The organism is Saccharothrix sp. CB00851 (genome assembly GCF_001905065.1).
GTDB lineage: Bacteria > Actinomycetota > Actinomycetes > Mycobacteriales > Pseudonocardiaceae > Actinosynnema.
Map to the genome: position 1 here is coordinate 15,788 of NZ_LWLC01000039.1, position 17,276 is coordinate 33,063.

Below are 17,276 nucleotides of genomic sequence, written 5' to 3' on the forward strand. Positions count from 1 at the left end.
ATCGAGAAGAGCGACCCGAAGCGGCTGTTCGGCCGCGACGTCGAGGCGCAGACCTGGTCGCTGGACCTGTGACGCACCCCGGGGCCGCCCCCGCGCGGGACGGCCCCGGGTCCTCACCGGTGTCGCGGTGTCACGGCTTGTACCAGGTTTGGTTCGCCCAGCCGTTGCAGTCCCAGATCTGCACCTTGGTTCGTGGCCGCGCTGCGCGAGCGGGACATCGCGACCCTGTTGGTCCTGATCAGGCGCTACGCCGGGTGCAGCCAGAACGACCTGGCGGGCGTCACCGGCATCACGCAAAGCCGGATCAGCGAGTACATGCGCGGGCGGCGGCTGCCCACGCTGGACACCATCGAGCGGATCGCCGACGGCATCGACATGCCGCCCGACTGCCGCGGCCTGCTCGGGCTGGCGCCACACCGCCGCTGACCGCAGGTTCGACATGGTCGAACGGGCAGGCGCTAGAGTGATCTCGTGCCCGGTCCCATCCAGTCCATCGAACGGGCAGCCGCGGTGTTGCGGCTGCTGGCCAGTGGTGCGCGGCGGATGGGGGTCGCGGAACTCGCCCGAGCCCTTGAGCTGCCCAAACCGACCGTGCACGGCATCCTGCGCACGTTGCAGCTGGTCGGGTTCGTGGAGCAGTCGCCGGACACGGGCAAGTACCAGCTCGGCGCGGCGCTGTTCCACATCGGCAGCAGCTACCTCGACGGCAACGAGCTGCGCACCCGCGCGCTGAACTGGTCGGACTCGCTGGCCTCGCGCAGCATGGAGAGCGTCCGCATCGGCACCCTGCACGAGAACCAGGTCCTGGTCGTGCACCACGTGTTCCGCCCGGACAACTCGCGCCAGGTGCTCGAAGTCGGCGCGTTGCTCCCCTCGCACGCCAGCGCGTTGGGCAAGGTCCTGCTCGCCGACGACCCCGTGGGTCTCACCGACGAGGAACCGCTCAAGGCGTACACGGCCGCCACGATCACCGACCTCGACCTGCTCGGCGATGCGTTGGAGCAGGTCAGGCAGCGCGGTTGGGCGTCGGACATCGAGGAGCTGGTCGACGGCGAGGTGTCACTGGCCGCGCCCATCCGGGACCGGCGGGCGGTGACCGTGGGCGCGGTCGGGATCTCCGGGCCCGTCGAGCGGCTGTGCGACGAGCACAAGCAGCCGCGCACTGATCTCGTGTCCTACGTCCGCGAGGCCGCGCGGTCCATCTCGCGCGAGCTCGGCGCCATCCCCTGGTGACGTAGGCGTCTCAGGAGGGTTGACATCTTGTGAGCGGCGGCACAGGATTCACGCGCACCGTACGACATTGTCGAACGGCATTCAGGCCAGAGAGGGCGCGCGGATGACCAACCAGTCGATCTTCATCGGTGAGTTCCTTGGCACCGCACTGCTGTTGCTGCTCGGCAACGGCGTCGTCGCGGGCGTGGTGTTGGCGAAGTCGAAGTCGAACGGCGCGGGCTGGGTGGTGATCACGTTCGGCTGGGGGTTCGCGGTGCTCGCGGGCGCCTACGCGGTCGCACCGCTGTCCGGCGCGCACCTCAACCCGGCCGTGACCGTCGGCCTGGCGATCCACAACGGCGACTGGAGCACCGTCCCGCTGTACGTGGGCGCGCAACTTCTCGGTGCGTTCACCGGCGCGGTCCTGTGCTACCTCGCCTACCTCGGCCAGTTCCGGGCCAACACCGGCGAAGTGCTCGGCGTCTTCGCCACGGGTCCCGAGGTCCGCCACCGCGCGCAGAACCTGACCACTGAGGTCATCGCCACGTTCGTGCTGGTGTTCGTCATCCTGGCGACCGGTCAGACCAAGGGCCTGGAGACCTCGGGCACCGGCGTGCTGATCGTGGCCCTGCTGGTGGTCGGCATCGGCATGTCGCTGGGCGGGCCGACCGGCTACGCCATCAACCCCGCGCGCGACCTCGGCCCGCGGCTCGCGCACGCCGTCCTGCCGATCCCCGGAAAGGGTGGATCGGACTGGGGCTACGCCTGGATCCCCGTGGTCGGTCCGCTGCTGGGCGGAGCATTGGCCGGGCTCGTCGACATCGCCGTCTACTGACATCGCCGTCTACTGGCACCGCCGTCCACCCGACACCTCCCCCTACCGACACCGCCGTCTACCGAGGAGCGTCCATCGTGAGCACCTACATCGCCGCAATCGACCAGGGCACCACGTCGTCGAGGTGCATCGTCTTCGACCACGGTGGCGCGATCGTGTCCGTGGCGCAGAAGGAGCACCGGCAGATCTTCCCCAAGCCGGGCTGGGTCGAGCACGACGCCGAGGAGATCTGGGCCAACGTGCTCGACGTCGTGCACGGCGCCCTGCAGAAGGCGTCGCTGACCGTGCACGACCTGGCCGCCGTCGGCATCACCAACCAGCGCGAGACCACGCTGGTGTGGGACAAGGCCACCGGCAAGCCCGTGCACAACGCGATCGTCTGGCAGGACACGCGCACCGACCAGCTGGTCAAGGAGCTGGGCGAGCAGAACCGGTTCCGGGACAAGTGCGGCCTGCCGCTGGCCACCTACTTCTCCGGGCCGAAGGTCCGCTGGCTGCTCGACCACGTCGACGGCCTGCGGGAGCGGGCCGAGCGCGGCGAGGTGCTGTTCGGCACCATGGACACCTGGCTGATCTGGAAGCTCACCGGCCGCCACGTCACCGACGTCACCAACGCCAGCCGCACCATGCTGATGAACCTGGAGACGCTGGACTGGGACGACGAGCTGGTCGACGCGATCGGCGTGCCCAAGGCGATGCTGCCGGAGATCCGCTCGTCCGCCGAGGTCTACGGCACCGCGACCGGCACGCTGGAGGGCGTCCCGGTGGCGTCCGCGCTCGGCGACCAGCAGGCGGCGCTGTTCGGCCAGACCTGCTACTCGCCCGGCGAGGGCAAGTGCACCTACGGCACCGGCAGCTTCCTGCTGGTCAACACCGGCGACAAGCCGGTCGTCTCGGAGAACGGCCTGCTCACCACGGTCGGCTACAAGATCGGCGACCAGCCGGCCGCGTACGCGCTGGAGGGTGCGATCGCGGTGACCGGCGCGCTGGTGCAGTGGTTCCGGGACAAGATGGGGCTCATCGGCAGCGCACCCGAGATCGAGACGCTGGCCCGGTCGGTCGAGGACAACGGCGGCGCGTACTTCGTGCCCGCGTTCTCCGGCCTGTTCGCGCCGCACTGGCGGTCCGACGCGCGCGGCATCATCGCGGGCCTGACCGGCTACATCGACAAGGGCCACATCGCGCGTGCGGTCCTGGAGGCGACCGCGTGGCAGACCCGCGAGGTCGTGGACGCGATGAACGCGGACTCGGGCGTGGAGCTGACCACGTTGAAGGTCGACGGCGGCATGACGGCCAACAACCTGCTCATGGGCTTCCTGTCCGACGTGCTGGACGTGCCGGTGGTGCGGCCGATCGTCGCCGAGACCACGTGCCTGGGCGCGGCCTACGCGGCCGGTCTCGCGGTCGGCTACTGGTCGGACACCGAGACGCTGCGCGAGAACTGGCACAAGGCCGCCGAGTGGCTGCCCACGATGGACGCGCGGACCAGGGACAAGGGTTACCGGAAGTGGAAGAAGGCGGTCGAGCGGACCGTCGGCTGGATCGACGAGGACGACAACGATGAGTGAGCAACGGGCCAGGGCGCGCGAAGCACTGGGACACGGCGCCTTCGACCTGGTGGTGATCGGCGGCGGCGCGCTGGGCATCGCCACCACGTGGGCGGCGGCCCGGTCGGGGCTGCGGGTGGCGCTGGTCGAGGCGGGCGACTTCGCGGGCGCCACGTCCAGCGCGTCGTCCAAGCTCGTGCACGGCGGCCTGCGGTACCTGGCGATGGGGCCGGGCGCGGTGCCGATGGTGCGGGAGAACCACGCCGAGCGGCGCGCGTTGGGCGACCGCCTGGCACCGCACCTGGTCCGGCCGCTGCCGTTCCTGGTGCCGGTGTACCGGGGTGGGCCGCACTCGCGGTCGGTGCTCGGGGCGGGCGTGGTGCTGTACTCGGCGCTGTCCGGGTTCGGTGACGGCGTGGGCAAGGTGCTGTCGGCGCGGCGGGCCGTGGAGCACGTGCCGCACCTGCGGACGGACGGCTTGCGCGGGGCGGCGCTGTACTACGACCACCAGATGAACGACGCGCGGGTGGCGATCACGGCGGCACGTGCGGCGGCGGAGGCCGGTGCGGTGCTGCTGAACCACGTCGAGGTGGTGGGGCTGCGCAAGCGCGGCTCGCTGGTGACCGGGGTCGAGCTGCGGGACAAGGTCGACGGCGGTGAGTTCGCGGTCGACGCGTCGGTGGTGGTCAACGCGACCGGGCCGTGGCTGGACTCGGTGCGGCGGATGGAGGACGCGGCGGCGGCGCCGAGCATCCGGTTGTCGAAGGGCGCGCATCTGGTGCTGCGGACGGAGGTGCCTTGGCGTGCGGCGATGACCATCCCGGTGGACGACGTGCGGGTGTCGTTCGCGATCCCGTGGGAGGGGCAGCTGCTGCTGGGCACGACGGACGAGGTGTACGAGGGCGATCCGGCGGACGTCCGGTGCTCGCAGGCGGATGTCGACCAGATCCTCGGTGAGGCGTCGGTGGGCATCTCGGCCGAGGCACTGGACCGGTCGCGGTTGACGTACGCGTTCGCCGGGTTGCGGGTGCTGCCCAGAGGTCCGGGTGACAGCGGGTCCGGCGACACCAGCCACGCCAAGCGCGAGACCGTGATCACGCGCGGGCGTGGCGGGATGATCAGCGTGGCGGGCGGGAAGTGGACGACGTTCCGGCGGATCGGGGCTTCGGTGCTGGCGCGGGTCGGCGAGGCGCTGGGGCGGGACCTGTCGCGGGCGTTCGACGGCGTGCCGGCGGCGTTGCCCGGGGCGGCGTTGCCGGAGCGGGTGTCGGCGCAGTTGGGACGGGAGCTGCCGTTGGTGCCGGATGACGTGCTGCGGCACCTGGCCACGCACTACGGGACGGTGAGCCACGAGGTGCTGGCGCTGGCGTCGGACGACCCGTCGCTGCTGGACCGGGTGCACCCGGACGGGCCCGACATCTGGGCTCAGGTGGCGCACGCGCAGCGGTACGAGTGGGCGACGGAGGTGGACGACGTGCTGCGGCGGCGGACCACGGTGGTGGTGCGCGGGCTCGATACGCCGTCGGTGCGTGAGCGCACGGGCCGGTTGCTGGCCAAGGCGATCGCATAGGCAGGGCCACCACAAGCGAAAGCCCCCGGTGTGCGCCGGGGGCTTTCGCGTGCGTCGCGCTATGCCTTGTCGTCGTTCGGCGGCAGGTTGACGTCCGTCACGGGCTTGCGCTTGGTGCCCTTGGCGGGTGGTTCGTCGGCCTTGGCCCCGTCGGCGGGTGCCGCGTCGTCGCCCGGGAGGAGGGCGGCGAGGGCGGCGCCGGTGATGCGGCGGAACGCACGTCGTGGACGGGAGCGTTCGAGGACCGCCACTTCCAGCTTGCCGCGGTCGAGGAGGTCCGGTTTGCCGTTGCCGGTGGTGGTGCTGCCGGAGCTGAGGGCCTTCACCGCGGTGCGGACGGCGTCGGCCAGTGGCTGGCCTTCGGTGTAGGCGTCCTTGAGCGCGGTGCCCGTCGCCTCGGCCTGGCCACCCATCACCACGTACTGCGGCTCTTCCACGATCGAGCCGTCGTAGGTCAGGCGGTAGAGGGTGTCCTGCTCGGGGTCGGTGCCGACCTCGGCGACGCAGATCTCCACCTCGAGGGGCTTGATCTGCTCGGCGAAGATCGAGCCCAGGGTCTGGGCGTACACGTTCGCCAGCGAGCGGCCCGTGACGTCGCGCGGGTCGTTCTGGTAGCCGCGGATGTCGGCGAACCGGATGCCCGCCTGGCGCAGGTTCTCGAACTCGCTGTAGCGGCCGACCGCGGCGAACGCGATGCGGTCGTAGATCTCGGACACCTTGTGCAGGGTCGCGGACGGGTTCTCCGCCACGAACAGCACGCCGTCGGCGTACCGGAGCACGACGACGCTCCGGCCTCGGGCGATGCCCTTCCGGGCGTACTCCGCGCGATCGCGGAGGATCTGCTCGGGTGAGGCGTACAACGGCATCGTCACTGCTGCGGCTCCCGGGCTCGGCGGATGGGGATGGGGATCGGCACGGCGCTCAGCCCGCCGGATTGGCCTTGCGGCCCTCGACGACCGACTCGGCCAGCGCGGCGGCCCGCTCGTCGGACAGGTGCGCCGCGCCCTCGGCCGTGATCGTCACGACCACCGGGTAGATCTTGCGGATCACGTCCGGGCCGCCGGTGCCCGAATCGTCGTCCGCCGCGTCGTACAACGCCTCGATCGCGGTCCTGGTGGCGGCCTCGGCGTCCGCGTCGGGGTCGTAGAGCTTCTTCATCGCCGACTTCGCGAACAGCGAGCCGGAGCCGACGGCCTGGTAGCCCTGCGACTCCTCGTACCGCCCGCCCGTCACGTCGTAGGAGATGATGCGGCCCGCGCGGTCCGGGTCGGGCGCGGCGGTGTCGAAGCCCGCGAACAGCGGCACGACGGCGAGGCCCGCGAGCGCGGCGTCCAGGTTGCCCTTGATCATCGCGGAGAGCCGGTTCGCCTTGCCGTCCAACGACAGCGAGACGCCCTCGATCTTCTCGTAGTGCCGGAGCTCGACCGCGTAGAGCCGGACGATCTCGACCGCGATGCCCGCCGTGCCCGCGATGCCCACCGCCGAGTAGTCGTCGGTGATGAACACCTTCCTCATGTCGCGCTGGGCGATCACGTTGCCCATCGTGGCGCGCCGGTCGCCCGCGATCACCACGCCGCCCTTGAACGTGAGGGCCACGATGGTGGTGCCGTGCGGAGCCTGCACCGCGCTGCCCTCGGGCAGCTTGCGGCTCGACGGCAGCAGTTCGGGAGCCTGGGCGCGGAGGAAATCGGTGAACGACGACGACCCCGGCCTGAGGTAGGCCGGGGGCAACGACGCGGCCGGGTAGTGCCCGGTCGAGCTGTGGTCCATGTGTGCGTTTCTCTCCTGTCCCGCCGGCGGCTTCTTACTCGCCGCCCTTTTGCACGTACGCGCGGACGAAGTCCTCGGCGTTCTCCTCGAGCACGTCGTCGATCTCGTCGAGGATGGCGTCGACGTCCTCGCCGAGCTTCTCCCGGCGCTCCTGGCCGGCCGCGGCCGCGCCGTCGCCGTTCTCGTCGCCGTCACCGCCGCCTTGGCGCTGAACCTGTTCCTGGGCCATGTCGACCTCCCGGTCTTCGGGTCCTGCGAGTTAAACACTACCCACCAGGTACGACATCCGGTGCCTGCCACTCGGGTCTGTTGATCAGCCCCTGGTGAGCGCCTCCACCAGCTGCTCGGCCGTGTCGGATGCCTCCAGCAGCGCTCCGACGTGCGCTTTCGTGCCGCGCAGGGGTTCCAGGGTGGGAATCCGGACGAGTGATTCACGACCGAGGTCGAAGATCACCGAATCCCACGACGCGGCGGCCACCGAAGTGGGGTAGCGCTCCAGGCACCGACCGCGGAAGTACGCCCGGGTGTCCTCCGGCGGCGCGAGGATCGCCGCCCGCACCTCCTCCTCGCTGACCAGGCGTTTCATCGAGCCGCGGGCCACCAGCCGGTTGTACAGGCCCTTGTCCAGCCGCACGTCGGAGTACTGCAGGTCGACCAGCGACAGCCGGGGCGAGCCCCACGCCAGGCCGTCCCGCGCGCGATAGCCTTCGAGCAACCGCAGCTTCGCCACCCAGTCGAGGCGGTCGGCGCACTCCTGCGGGTCGCGGGCCAGCGCGTCGAGCACCTCGCCCCACACGCGCAGCACGTCCCGGTCGCCGTAGCCCTCCTGCTCGACGAACGCCGCGGCGCGCTCGTAGTAGGCGAACTGCAGGTCCAAACCGGTGAACTTGCGCCCGTTGGCCAGCTCGACCTTCGTCTTGAGCGTCGGGTCGTGGCTGATCTGGTGCACCGCCCGGACCGGCTCCTGCAGCCGCAGGTCGTCGAACCGGCGGCCGGCCTCGATCATGTCGAGCACCAGCGACGTGGAGCCGCACTTGATGTAGGTGGAGTACTCGGCGAGGTTCGCGTCGCCGATGATGACGTGCAGCCTGCGGTACTTGTCCGCGTCGGCGTGCGGCTCGTCGCGGGTGTTGATGATGCCGCGCTTGAGCGTGGTCTCCAGGCCGACCTCGACCTCGATGTAGTCCGAGCGCTGGGACAGCTGGTAGCCGGCCTCCTCGCCCGCCGCGCCGATGCCGACGCGGCCGGAGCCGACCACGACCTGCCGTGACACGAAGAACGGGGTGAGCCCGGCGATCACCGCGGTGAACGGCGTGCTGCGCTGCATCAGGTAGTTCTCGTGGGTGCCGTAGCTGGCGCCCTTGCCGTCCACGTTGTTCTTGTACAGCTGCAGCCGGGGCTGGCCGGGGACGGTGGCGGCGCGCATCGCGGCCTCCTCCATCACCCGCTCCCCCGCCTTGTCCCAGATCACCGCGTCGCGCGCGTTGGTGACCTCGGGCGCGGAGTACTCGGGGTGCGCGTGGTCGACGTAGAGCCGCGCGCCGTTGGTGAGGATGACGTTGGCCGCGCCCAGGTCCTCGACATCGCTGTCGCCGGGGTGGCCGCCGGGCGTGCCGAGGTCGAAGCCGCGCGCGTCGCGCAGCGGCGATTCGACCTCGTAGTCCCAGCGCGCCCGGCGCGCCCGCGGTATGTCGGCGGCCGCCGCGTAGGCCAGCACGACCTGTGTCGAGGTGAGCACCGGGTTCGCCGTCGCGTCACCCGGCACCGAGATGCCGTACTCGACTTCGGTTCCCATGATCCGCCGCATGTACGCAGACTACGACCTTCCACCGACACACCGCCCGGACGCAGGTCACGTTTCAGCCGGCCGCGAGTCCGGCGGCGGGCCTGATCCGGGACGCGCCGCGGGCCGGCCCGAACGCCGCGAGGACCGCCAGGAGCACCACTCCCGTGCCGCCGACCAGCAGCGGCGCCACGGCTGCCGTCGGCCAGGCGAACACCCCGACCGCGGCCAGTGCCAGCTCGGCGTAGACGAGGCCGAACAGACCCCCGCCCAGGACCCCTACCAGCGCCAACAGCACCGCTTCGGCCACCACGCCACCTTGCAAACCACCCTTCGTCACGCCCAGCGCGCGCCGCAACGCCATCTCCTTGCGCCGTTCCTGCACGGAGATCGTCAACGCCGTGCCGATACCGGTCACGGCCACCGCGACGGACAGCCCCAGCAGCACCATCAGCATCACGATCCCCAGGTCGAGGTAGCGCTGGTTCTGCGCGTTCGTCTCGGCCCTGGTCTTCACCAGAACGGTGGGCGAGTCGGCCAGCGCCGACCGCACGCCCGCCTCGTAGGCGGCCGGGTCCGCGCCCGGTTCGAACGCCACCAGCACCTTCGACGCGGGTGCCAGGTCCGGGTCGGCCAGCACCACGTCGGCGTCGTCCAGCAGCGAGCCGGTGATCGTGCCGACGAACGTGGCGGTGCGCGGCCCGCCGGGCAGTCCCTCGATCGTGAACGGCCGGCCGAGTTGGGCGCCGAACCGCTCGGCGTACCACTCGTCGAGCATGACGGTGCCCGGCGCGAAGTCCTTGGCGTCGACGTTCTGCCTGATCAGCCAGTCACGCAGGCGTTCGGGGTCGGCGCCGACGACCCAGGTCGGGAACGTGCGGCCCTCGCCGTCCGACTGCTCGGCCTCGACGCCGTGCACCACGACCGTGGCCGCCGCTTCGGGCCGGTTGGCCGCCGCGCCGACAGCACCTGTGAGCGCGCGCCCGCCGGAGTCCGCCACCACTGCGTCGGGCCGCGGCTCGTTGGCGAACTCGTCCTCCATGCGCTGGGCCGAACCGACCGTGACCGCGAAGAACGTGACCATGGCGGCGGCCAGGAGCAGCGGCATCGCCACCGACGCGGACCGCTGCGGCACCCGCCGCACCTCGGCCGCGGCGAGCTTCCACTGCGCGCCGCCGAAGCGGCTCGCGACCGAGCCGAAGATCCGGCCCAACGCGGGCACGACCACCGGTCCGAGAACGCCGAACAGGCCGAACACGGCGATGATGCCGGAGAACAGGATCAGGAAGATCGCCGCCAGCGAGCCCCAGGCGAGCACCGCGAGCGCGGCCAGGACGGCGGCCGTGACGACCAGTGCGATGCCGAAGATCCGCCGACGGCGCACCACGGCCCGGTCGGGCGTCTGGCCTTCGGACGTCCGCAGTGCGGCGAGCGGCGAGATGCGTGCGGCGGCCAGCGCGGGCCGGACCGCGGCGAACGCGCTGAGCGTGGCCGCCGTGACGACGCCGATCACCAGCTGGCCGACCGTGGGCAGCAGCGACGGGCTCAGCTCCACCGCGCCGAGCAGCGAGGACAGGCCGGTGCCGTCGAACAGCCTGGCCAGCAGCCACGCCACCGACCCGCCGAGCACCGCGCCCACCAGGCCCGCGACCACGCCGGTGAGCAGCGCTTCCAGCAGGTTCGCCCAGACCAGCGGCCCTCGGTGCGCGCAAAGGCAGCGCAGCAGAGCGGTGTGCCGCTGGCGTTGCGCGTAGACGGCGCGGTAGGTGGCCGAGGCGACGAAGACGGACGTGGCCAGCGCGAGGATGCTGAACGGCAGCAGCACCGCCGCCAGGTCGTTGTTCGACGGCTCCGCCGCGATCGCCGCCCTGGTGTCCACCTGGAAGCCCGCGCCCGCGGCCCGCGCGACGGCGTCCCGGTCACCGCCGACCACGTAGATCGCCTCGACCCGGGGCTCGCCGCCGAGCTTGGCGGCCAGGCCCTCGCCGACCACGATCATCGGCTCCTCGGCGAGCGAGCCGCGCTTGGTGATGCCCCGGACGACGACGTCCAGCGGCTTGCCCTGCGCGTCGGCGAGCCGCACCGAGGCGCCCGGCTTGAGGCCGTGCTCGTGGGCGGTGACCCGGTCGACCGCGATCTCGCCGTCCGGGCCGGGCGAGCGGCCCTCCAGGATCGGCACGCGGTGCAGGTCCTCGCGGTCCGGCTCGATGTCGGCGGTGGCCCGGCGGTCGGTCGCCCGGCCGCCTTCGTCGAGCAGCAGGTCGGCGCGGACCTCGCGGATCGGCTGCGCCACCGTCACCCCCGCGACCTGCGCCACCCGATCGGCGGTCGCCTGGTCGAGAACCCCTTCGCCGCCGTAGAGCGGCGGGCGGACGACGAGGTCGACGCCGGCGGGCACGGCGGGCGCGCCCTCGTCCGTGGCGCGGACCATCGCGTCGCTGAGCATCAGGGCGGCCAGCAGGCAGGCGACGCCGACCACCAGGGCGACACCGGGCAGCACGGCGCGACCGGGCCGGTTGCGGAACTCGGCGACCGCGAGCCGCAGGGATGTGGGCACAACTCCTCCTCGTGACGCGAACGCCACGACGGTAGGAAGCGGCGGCGTCGGCGAGCGTCGGCCCGAGGTAGCACGGGTCGGTACGACCTGGGGAGGATCTTCACGTGGAGCACGTAGTGGTGGTGGATCCCGACGGCACGCCCATCGGCACGGCGACCCGCGCCCGGATGCGCGCGGAGGGCCTGTGGCACGCGTGTGCGGCGATCGTCGTGCGGTCTCTGGACGGGACGCGGGTGTACGTGCACCGTCGCACCGACAGCAAGGACGTCTACCCCGGCCTGTACGACCCGACGTGCGGCGGCGTCGTGGCGGCCGGGGAGACGCCGGACGAGTGCGCGGTGCGGGAGCTGGCCGAGGAGCTGGGGATCTCGGCGGTGCCGGAGTTCCGGTTCAGGACGCCGTTCGTGGACGGAACCATCCGCTACGTCGCGCACGTTTACGACGTGCGCAGCGACGGACCGTTCACCCACCAGCCCGAAGAGGTGGCGTGGGGCGGCTGGATGGACTTGGACGAGGTGCGGGCTTTGGCGGAGGACCCCGGGTGGCCGGTCGTGCCGGACGGCCGGGCCCTGATCCGGAAGTGGTTCCCATGGGCATGATCTTCGCGATGTCGATCCCCGGCCTCGCCCTCCTGCTGCTCGGCCTCGCCGCCGGTGAGCGGGTGTGGCAGGCGGTGCGCCGGCGCAAGGGCCACCCGGTCGTGACCGCGACCGCGTTCGACGAGTTCACCACCGTGTTCCAGGGCGGCAAGCACATCGAGCTGCGGCAACGCCAGGTGGCGCTGATGCTGGGCGAGGACGAGGAATCCGGCGCCCCGCCACGCGGACCGGTCGACCTCGATTCGGGCAACGTCCGCCTCGCCCGCCCCGCACCCGACTCACCGGCTTAGCCCTCCCGCGCGACACCGGCGCGCCACCGGGCACGCGCCTGGCGCCCACGGCGAGTCGGCGCGGCACGGCGCACGCCCGACACCAACAGCGAGCCGCTACGGCACGACACGTCCGGTGGGTCACGGCGCAGCCCTGATCGAGGTGCTCACCAAGCCGCAGCCGGGCGCCACGGTCGGGGGCGTGGTCACTCCCAGGGCAGTGACGCCCGAGTGGCCCAGTACTGCTCGGGCGGCTCGGCGCAGGCCGCGAGTTCATCCGGTTCCAGGCCCACCTCCCGTGCCTTCAGGTTGGCGTGCAGTTGTTCGGGGCTGGCGGCTCCGGAGAGGACGACGTCCGCCCACGGTTGGGCGCGCACCGCGGCCAGCGCGATGGCGTCCGGGCCGACGCCGTGCCGCTCGGCCAACTCGCGCACGGCCGGCGGCGGGTCGACGGCCAGCCTGCCGTTGGCCACGCCTTCCTTGACGAAGACCTCCGCGCCGGACTCCTTGGCGAACGCCAGCGCCGGCCCCACCGAGGTCTCCAGGACGTTCCAGGTGGACTGGACGCTGTCGAACAGCCGCCGCCCCTCGACGGTCAGCTCCAAAGCCCGCCGCACCACCTCGCCCTGGTGCGGGCCTGAGGTGGAGAACCCGAGCCGGACCCCCGAGTCCCGCAGCCCGCCCAGGGCCAGGAGCAGGTCGGGGTCCCCGAACAGCCGGCTGTCGGACGTCAGCGAGTGCACGTTGTAGAGCCCGACGTGCGCCCCGAGCAGTTCCTCGGTCTCCCGCCACTGCCGGGTGAACTGCTCGACCGAGTGCTCCTTCACCTCGTGCGTGGCCACGTCCCGACGCCAGTCGGCGACGTAGGCGTAACCCCACTTGCTGGACACCTGGACGTCCTGGTGGCCACGGGTGGCCAGCCACTGGGCCAGGAACTCCTCCGCCCGACCGTAGGAGCGGGCCGCGTCCACCCGACGCACCCCCGCCGCGTAGGCCGCGTCCAGCACGGCGTGGCACTGCGCACGCATCGCGTCCACGTCCCGGTGATCGGGCAGCGCGTGCTCGCGGCCGAGGTTGATGTAGGCGGGGCGGCCGAGCGCGGCCAGGCCGAGGGCGAAATCGGGCACGTCCGACACGGTAACCGCCGGCCCCGGAAGGCCGCCCGATCAGCACCACCCCCTCGACCCGGGCCCGGCACGACGCCGGATGCGGAAGGTCATGCGTCACGGCGCAGCAGGGCGACAGCGCCCGCACCGAGTGCCAGCACCACGTAGGCGACCATCACCAGACCGGCTTGGACCGGCGACAGCGGCGTGCCCGACACCTCGCCGGACAGCTGTGGTGCGAGCGAGGGCACCATCACCGAGTACACGCGCTCGTTCCAGGGGGCCGGCAGGATCAGGGTGAGCGAGGGCAGGACGAACAGCAGGGCGCACAGGGACACCAGGACGCCCGCGGTGGAGCGGAGCAGGAAGCCCAGGCCCAGGCCGAGCAGCCCGAGCAGGACCAGTGACGCGGTGTTCGCCAGGAGGATGGGCAGGGCCTCGGTGAACGACGTGTAGGCCGAGATCGGGGCCGGGCGGTCGCCGGTGATCAGCTCGCCCGCCTGGTAGGCGAGGAAGGTCGCGGCCAGGCCCACGACCAGGGACGCGCTCGCCACCACGACGGTCTTGGCCAGCAGGTACGCCTTGCGTTGCGGCACGGAGACCAGTGCGGTTCTGATCATGCCGCTGCCGTACTCCGAGGTGATCGCCAAGGCGCCCAGCACGCCCAGGCAGAACTGGGTGAACGGGATCACCATCACGCCCGGGTCGGCGGCCCCGAACTTCTGCTGGAGGTCCGGCGGCGAGGTGTCCCAGTCAGCGGTCATCAGGTACGACACCAGTGCGCCGCCGAGCAGGGACACGGCGATGGCGACCAGGATGTAGGTGGTCGAGCGGACCGAGCGGAGCTTCAGCCACTCGGAGTTCAGGACGTCGGTCATCGGAAAGTCTCCTTGCTGCGCTGGTCCGCGCTGTCTTCGCTGGTGCGTCGAGGTGGTGAGTCCGGGAAGGCGCCGCGCGGGGTCGCCGGTGGGTGTCCGCCGGAGGCATACGGCACGGGGTGGAGCCCGTGACGCATGGTCGAGGCGGCGAAGTCGCAGGCATCCGGCCCACGCACAAACCGGGCAAAAAGCACCGGCCGATGCCGACCGGAGGCATACGGCACGGGGTGGAGCCCGTGGCGCGTAGTCGGGGCAGCGGTGTCGCAGGTGTTCGGCCCGTGCGCGAGGCGGGCGATGAGGGCCGGCGCTTGCCGGGTGGCGGTCATCGGATGCGTTCCTTGGTGCGGTACTCGACGCTCTCCTCGGTCAGTTCGAGGTAGGCGTCCTCCAGGGAGGCGCTGCGCGGGGTCAGTTCGTGGATCGGGATGCGGTGGTGGGCGGCCAGGTCGGCGATGTCCGGGGCGTCCATGCCGTGCACCAGCAGGGCGCCCGAGTCGGCGCGGGTGGTCGCGCCCGCACTGGTGAGGACGGTGGTGAGCGCGTCCGGCGAGGGCGTCCGGACCAGGACGTCCTTCTTGAACTTCTCCTGGAGGTCCTGCATGGAGGCCTCCAGGATCAGCTTGCCCCGACCGATGACGATCACCCGGTCGGCGGTCAGGGCCATCTCGCTCATCAGGTGGCTGGACACCAGCACGGTGCGGCCCTCCGCAGCCAGGTCGCGCATCAGGTGCCTGATCCAGCGGATGCCCTCCGGGTCCAGGCCGTTCACCGGCTCGTCGAACAGCAGCACGCCGGGGTCGCCGAGCAGTGCGGCCGCGACACCCAGGCGCTGCTTCATGCCCAGTGACAGCGACCCCACGCGTCTCTTCGCCGCGCCGGCCAGGCCGACCTGCTCCAGGGTCGCGACGACCCGGCTGTCCTTGATGCCGTTGCTCCTGGCCAGCACGCGGAGGTGGTCGTAGGCCGAACGGCCGCCGTGCACCGCGCCGGCGTCGAGCAGGGCGCCGACCTGGTGCATCGGCCGCCGGATCCCCGCGTAACGGCGACCGTCGACCAGCGCCTCGCCGCTGGTCGGCCGGTCCAGGCCGAGGATCGCCCGCATGGTGGTGGACTTGCCCGCGCCGTTGGGGCCGAGGAAGCCCGCGACATAGCCGGGTTTCACCTCGAACGAGAGGCCGTCCACGGCCCTCGTGGCGCGGTAGCGCTTGGTCAGTTCCCGCACTTCGATCATGGGGAGGAGCTTGCCGGGGCGAGGCGTGGAGCGGATCGGACCGGGGTCTGCGATTTCACATCGGACCGTGGTCCGACGCCTCCGCCCGCCCCGCCGATTACCGTGCCGACCGTGAGGTCACGAGTCCTGCGGATGCTGCCGACGGCCTACCTGTACGCGCTGGACGTCGCCACCGCCGTGCTGCTGGTCGGGGTGTACCTGGACTTCGCCGAGCAGAACCACGTGCCACCGTGGCTCGGGTACCCGGTGGCGGTGCTGGTCGGCGCGCCGCTGTCGCTGCGCCGCGCGCGTCCCCTGCTCACGCTCGGGATCGTGCTCACGGCGCAGAACGTCGCCACGATCGCCCACATCACGCTGGAGCCCTACAGCGCCACGGCGTTCGCCATGTACATGGTGGCTTCGACCTGCTCACAGCGGGTGGCGGTGGGCGCGCTGGCCACCGCCCTCGGCTCGGCCTGGGTCGTGGTGCTCTTCAGCGAGAAGTGGCCGGAGTCCGCCGGGCTGTGCGTGTTCCTGGCGCTGGTGGTGTGCGCCGCCTGGGCGTTGGGGCGCACCACCCAATTCCGCCGGTCCTACGAAGCCCGCGAGGCCGCCGAGGCGTCGGTGAAGGCCGTCGCCGAGGAGCGCATGCGGATCGCCCGCGAGCTGCACGACGTCGTCGCGCACAGCCTGAGCCTGATCACGGTCAAGGCCGGTGTCGCCGCCCACGTGGCGCCGACGCAGCCCGAGCAGGCCCAGGAGGCGCTGGAGGTGATCGAGAAGGCGTCGCGAGGCACCCTGGTCGAGATGCGGCGGCTGCTGGGCGTGCTGCGGTCGGAGGACGCGGAGGCCGAACTGGCACCCATGCCCGGTATGGGTGATCTGCCCGAACTGGTGAAGCGCGCGTCGCTGGCCGGGGTCGACGTGTCCCTGTCGGTGTCCGGCGAGCTGCCCGACGGGCTGGGGCTGACCGTCTACCGGATCGTGCAGGAGTCGGTCACCAACGTGGTCAAGCACGCCGCACCGGCCGCCTGCGAGGTGTCGATCGTCGTCGGGGAGGCTTCGGTCGAGGTCCGCGTGGTCGACGACGGGCCGGGGGAACGGGTGTTGGCCGGTCGTCGCGGAGGGCACGGGTTGATCGGGATGCGGGAACGGGTGGCGGTCTACGGCGGGACGTTCTCGGCGGGCCCGCTGGCCGGTGGCGGGTTCGGGGTGCGCGCCGAGGTGCCGCTGTCGTGATCGACGTGGTGGTCGTGGACGACCAGGCGCTGCTGCGCGGCAGCTTCCGGGTGCTCGTGGACTCGGCGCCGGACCTGCGGGTGGTCGGCGAGGCCGGTGACGGCGCCGAGGCGGTGTCCGTGGTGCGGGCGACGTCGCCGGACGTGGTGCTGATGGACGTCCGGATGCCGAACCTGGACGGGATCGCGGCCACCCGCGAGATCAGCTCGTTCGCCGCGGCACGGGTGCTGATCCTGACCACGTTCGACCTGGACGAGTACGTGTACTCGGCGTTGCGGGCAGGCGCGAGCGGGTTCCTGCTCAAGGACACTCCCCCGGCCGACCTGCTGGCCGCGATCCGCGTGGTGGCCGCCGGCGACGCCTTGCTGTCACCGTCCGTGACGCGGCGCCTGGTCGCCGAGTTCACCCGCCTGCCCACACCCCGCTCGATCCGCCTCGACGGGATCACCGAGCGTGAGCAGGACGTGTTGCTGCTGATCGCCCGCGGGTTGTCCAACGCCGAGATCATGCGCGAACTGCACCTCTCGGCCGGCACGGTGAAGACCCACATCGGCCGCCTGCTGCACAAGCTCCAAGCGCGTGACCGGGCGCAGCTGGTGATCGCCGCCTACGAGTCCGGCCTGGTCACCGCCCGCTCCTGACCCCCGACACGCGGAAAGCCCGCCCGGCGCGTCGACCGGGCGGGCTTTCCAGGCGGGTTA

General features: G+C 71.8%; 17 protein-coding genes. 9 read left to right on the forward strand and 8 right to left on the reverse strand.

The window, feature by feature from the left end:
* Positions 1-192: 192 nt before the first annotated feature.
* The 5 genes from A6A25_RS32470 (at position 193) to A6A25_RS32490 (ending at position 5,164) form a co-directional block, all read left to right on the forward strand.
* A complete protein-coding gene (locus A6A25_RS32470) occupies positions 193-426 on the forward strand; it encodes a helix-turn-helix domain-containing protein (RefSeq protein WP_073896782.1) in 234 nt (77 codons plus the stop codon).
* 45 nt (positions 427-471) lie between these two features.
* Complete coding sequence (locus A6A25_RS32475; protein ID WP_073896784.1) at positions 472-1,233, forward strand: IclR family transcriptional regulator; 762 nt, start codon at positions 472-474, stop codon at positions 1,231-1,233.
* A 67-nt stretch (positions 1,234-1,300) separates the two neighbouring features.
* Complete coding sequence (locus tag A6A25_RS32480) at positions 1,301-2,047, forward strand: MIP/aquaporin family protein (RefSeq protein WP_338013241.1); 747 nt, start codon at positions 1,301-1,303, stop codon at positions 2,045-2,047.
* A gap of 77 nt (positions 2,048-2,124) precedes the next feature.
* Positions 2,125-3,615 (forward strand): glycerol kinase GlpK, encoded by a 1,491-nt coding sequence (gene glpK / locus A6A25_RS32485; RefSeq protein ID WP_198932938.1) that lies wholly within the window; start codon positions 2,125-2,127, stop codon positions 3,613-3,615.
* Complete coding sequence (locus A6A25_RS32490; RefSeq protein ID WP_073896788.1) at positions 3,608-5,164, forward strand: glycerol-3-phosphate dehydrogenase/oxidase; 1,557 nt, start codon at positions 3,608-3,610, stop codon at positions 5,162-5,164. The genes glpK and A6A25_RS32490 overlap by 8 nt, the downstream gene beginning before the upstream one ends.
* A 59-nt stretch (positions 5,165-5,223) precedes the next feature.
* On the opposite strand, the gene prcA is transcribed toward A6A25_RS32490, so the two are convergent.
* The 5 genes from prcA to A6A25_RS32515 form a co-directional block, all read right to left on the reverse strand.
* Entirely contained in the window at positions 5,224-6,036 is an 813-nt protein-coding gene (gene prcA / locus A6A25_RS32495; RefSeq protein ID WP_073896790.1) for a proteasome subunit alpha, read from the reverse strand.
* A gap of 49 nt (positions 6,037-6,085) precedes the next feature.
* Entirely contained in the window at positions 6,086-6,934 is an 849-nt protein-coding gene (prcB, locus tag A6A25_RS32500; RefSeq protein WP_073896791.1) for a proteasome subunit beta, read from the reverse strand.
* 34 nt (positions 6,935-6,968) lie between these two features.
* Positions 6,969-7,163: a ubiquitin-like protein Pup gene (locus A6A25_RS32505; protein WP_033441451.1), complete on the reverse strand. Its 195-nt coding sequence runs from the start codon at positions 7,161-7,163 to the stop codon at positions 6,969-6,971.
* 84 nt (positions 7,164-7,247) lie between these two features.
* On the reverse strand, positions 7,248-8,741 hold the full coding sequence (dop, locus tag A6A25_RS32510) for a depupylase/deamidase Dop (protein ID WP_073896793.1): 1,494 nt from the start codon (positions 8,739-8,741) through the stop codon (positions 7,248-7,250).
* A gap of 52 nt (positions 8,742-8,793) precedes the next feature.
* Positions 8,794-11,274 (reverse strand): FtsX-like permease family protein, encoded by a 2,481-nt coding sequence (locus tag A6A25_RS32515; protein WP_073896794.1) that lies wholly within the window; start codon positions 11,272-11,274, stop codon positions 8,794-8,796.
* A 104-nt stretch (positions 11,275-11,378) separates the two neighbouring features.
* Between A6A25_RS32515 and A6A25_RS32520 the strand changes: the two genes are divergently transcribed.
* Positions 11,379-11,873 (forward strand): NUDIX hydrolase, encoded by a 495-nt coding sequence (locus A6A25_RS32520; RefSeq protein WP_073896796.1) that lies wholly within the window; start codon positions 11,379-11,381, stop codon positions 11,871-11,873.
* Complete coding sequence (locus A6A25_RS32525) at positions 11,864-12,163, forward strand: DUF6191 domain-containing protein (RefSeq protein WP_073896797.1); 300 nt, start codon at positions 11,864-11,866, stop codon at positions 12,161-12,163. The genes A6A25_RS32520 and A6A25_RS32525 overlap by 10 nt, the downstream gene beginning before the upstream one ends.
* 185 nt (positions 12,164-12,348) lie before the next feature.
* Here the strand turns inward: A6A25_RS32525 and A6A25_RS32530 are convergent, their stop codons facing one another.
* From A6A25_RS32530 to A6A25_RS32540, 3 genes are all read right to left on the reverse strand, one after another.
* Positions 12,349-13,269: an aldo/keto reductase gene (locus tag A6A25_RS32530; protein ID WP_073896867.1), complete on the reverse strand. Its 921-nt coding sequence runs from the start codon at positions 13,267-13,269 to the stop codon at positions 12,349-12,351.
* 89 nt (positions 13,270-13,358) lie between these two features.
* On the reverse strand, positions 13,359-14,126 hold the full coding sequence (locus A6A25_RS32535) for an ABC transporter permease (protein ID WP_073896799.1): 768 nt from the start codon (positions 14,124-14,126) through the stop codon (positions 13,359-13,361).
* Positions 14,127-14,448: 322 nt separating this feature from the next.
* On the reverse strand, positions 14,449-15,357 hold the full coding sequence (locus tag A6A25_RS32540) for an ABC transporter ATP-binding protein (RefSeq protein WP_073896800.1): 909 nt from the start codon (positions 15,355-15,357) through the stop codon (positions 14,449-14,451).
* A gap of 111 nt (positions 15,358-15,468) precedes the next feature.
* On the opposite strand from A6A25_RS32540, the gene A6A25_RS32545 reads away from it, so the two are divergent.
* Positions 15,469-16,575, forward strand: coding sequence for a sensor histidine kinase (locus A6A25_RS32545; protein WP_143193554.1), 1,107 nt, complete (start codon positions 15,469-15,471; stop codon positions 16,573-16,575).
* Positions 16,572-17,216, forward strand: coding sequence for a response regulator (locus A6A25_RS32550; protein ID WP_073896803.1), 645 nt, complete (start codon positions 16,572-16,574; stop codon positions 17,214-17,216). Before A6A25_RS32545 ends, A6A25_RS32550 begins: the two co-directional genes overlap by 4 nt.
* Positions 17,217-17,276: the final 60 nt, after the last annotated feature.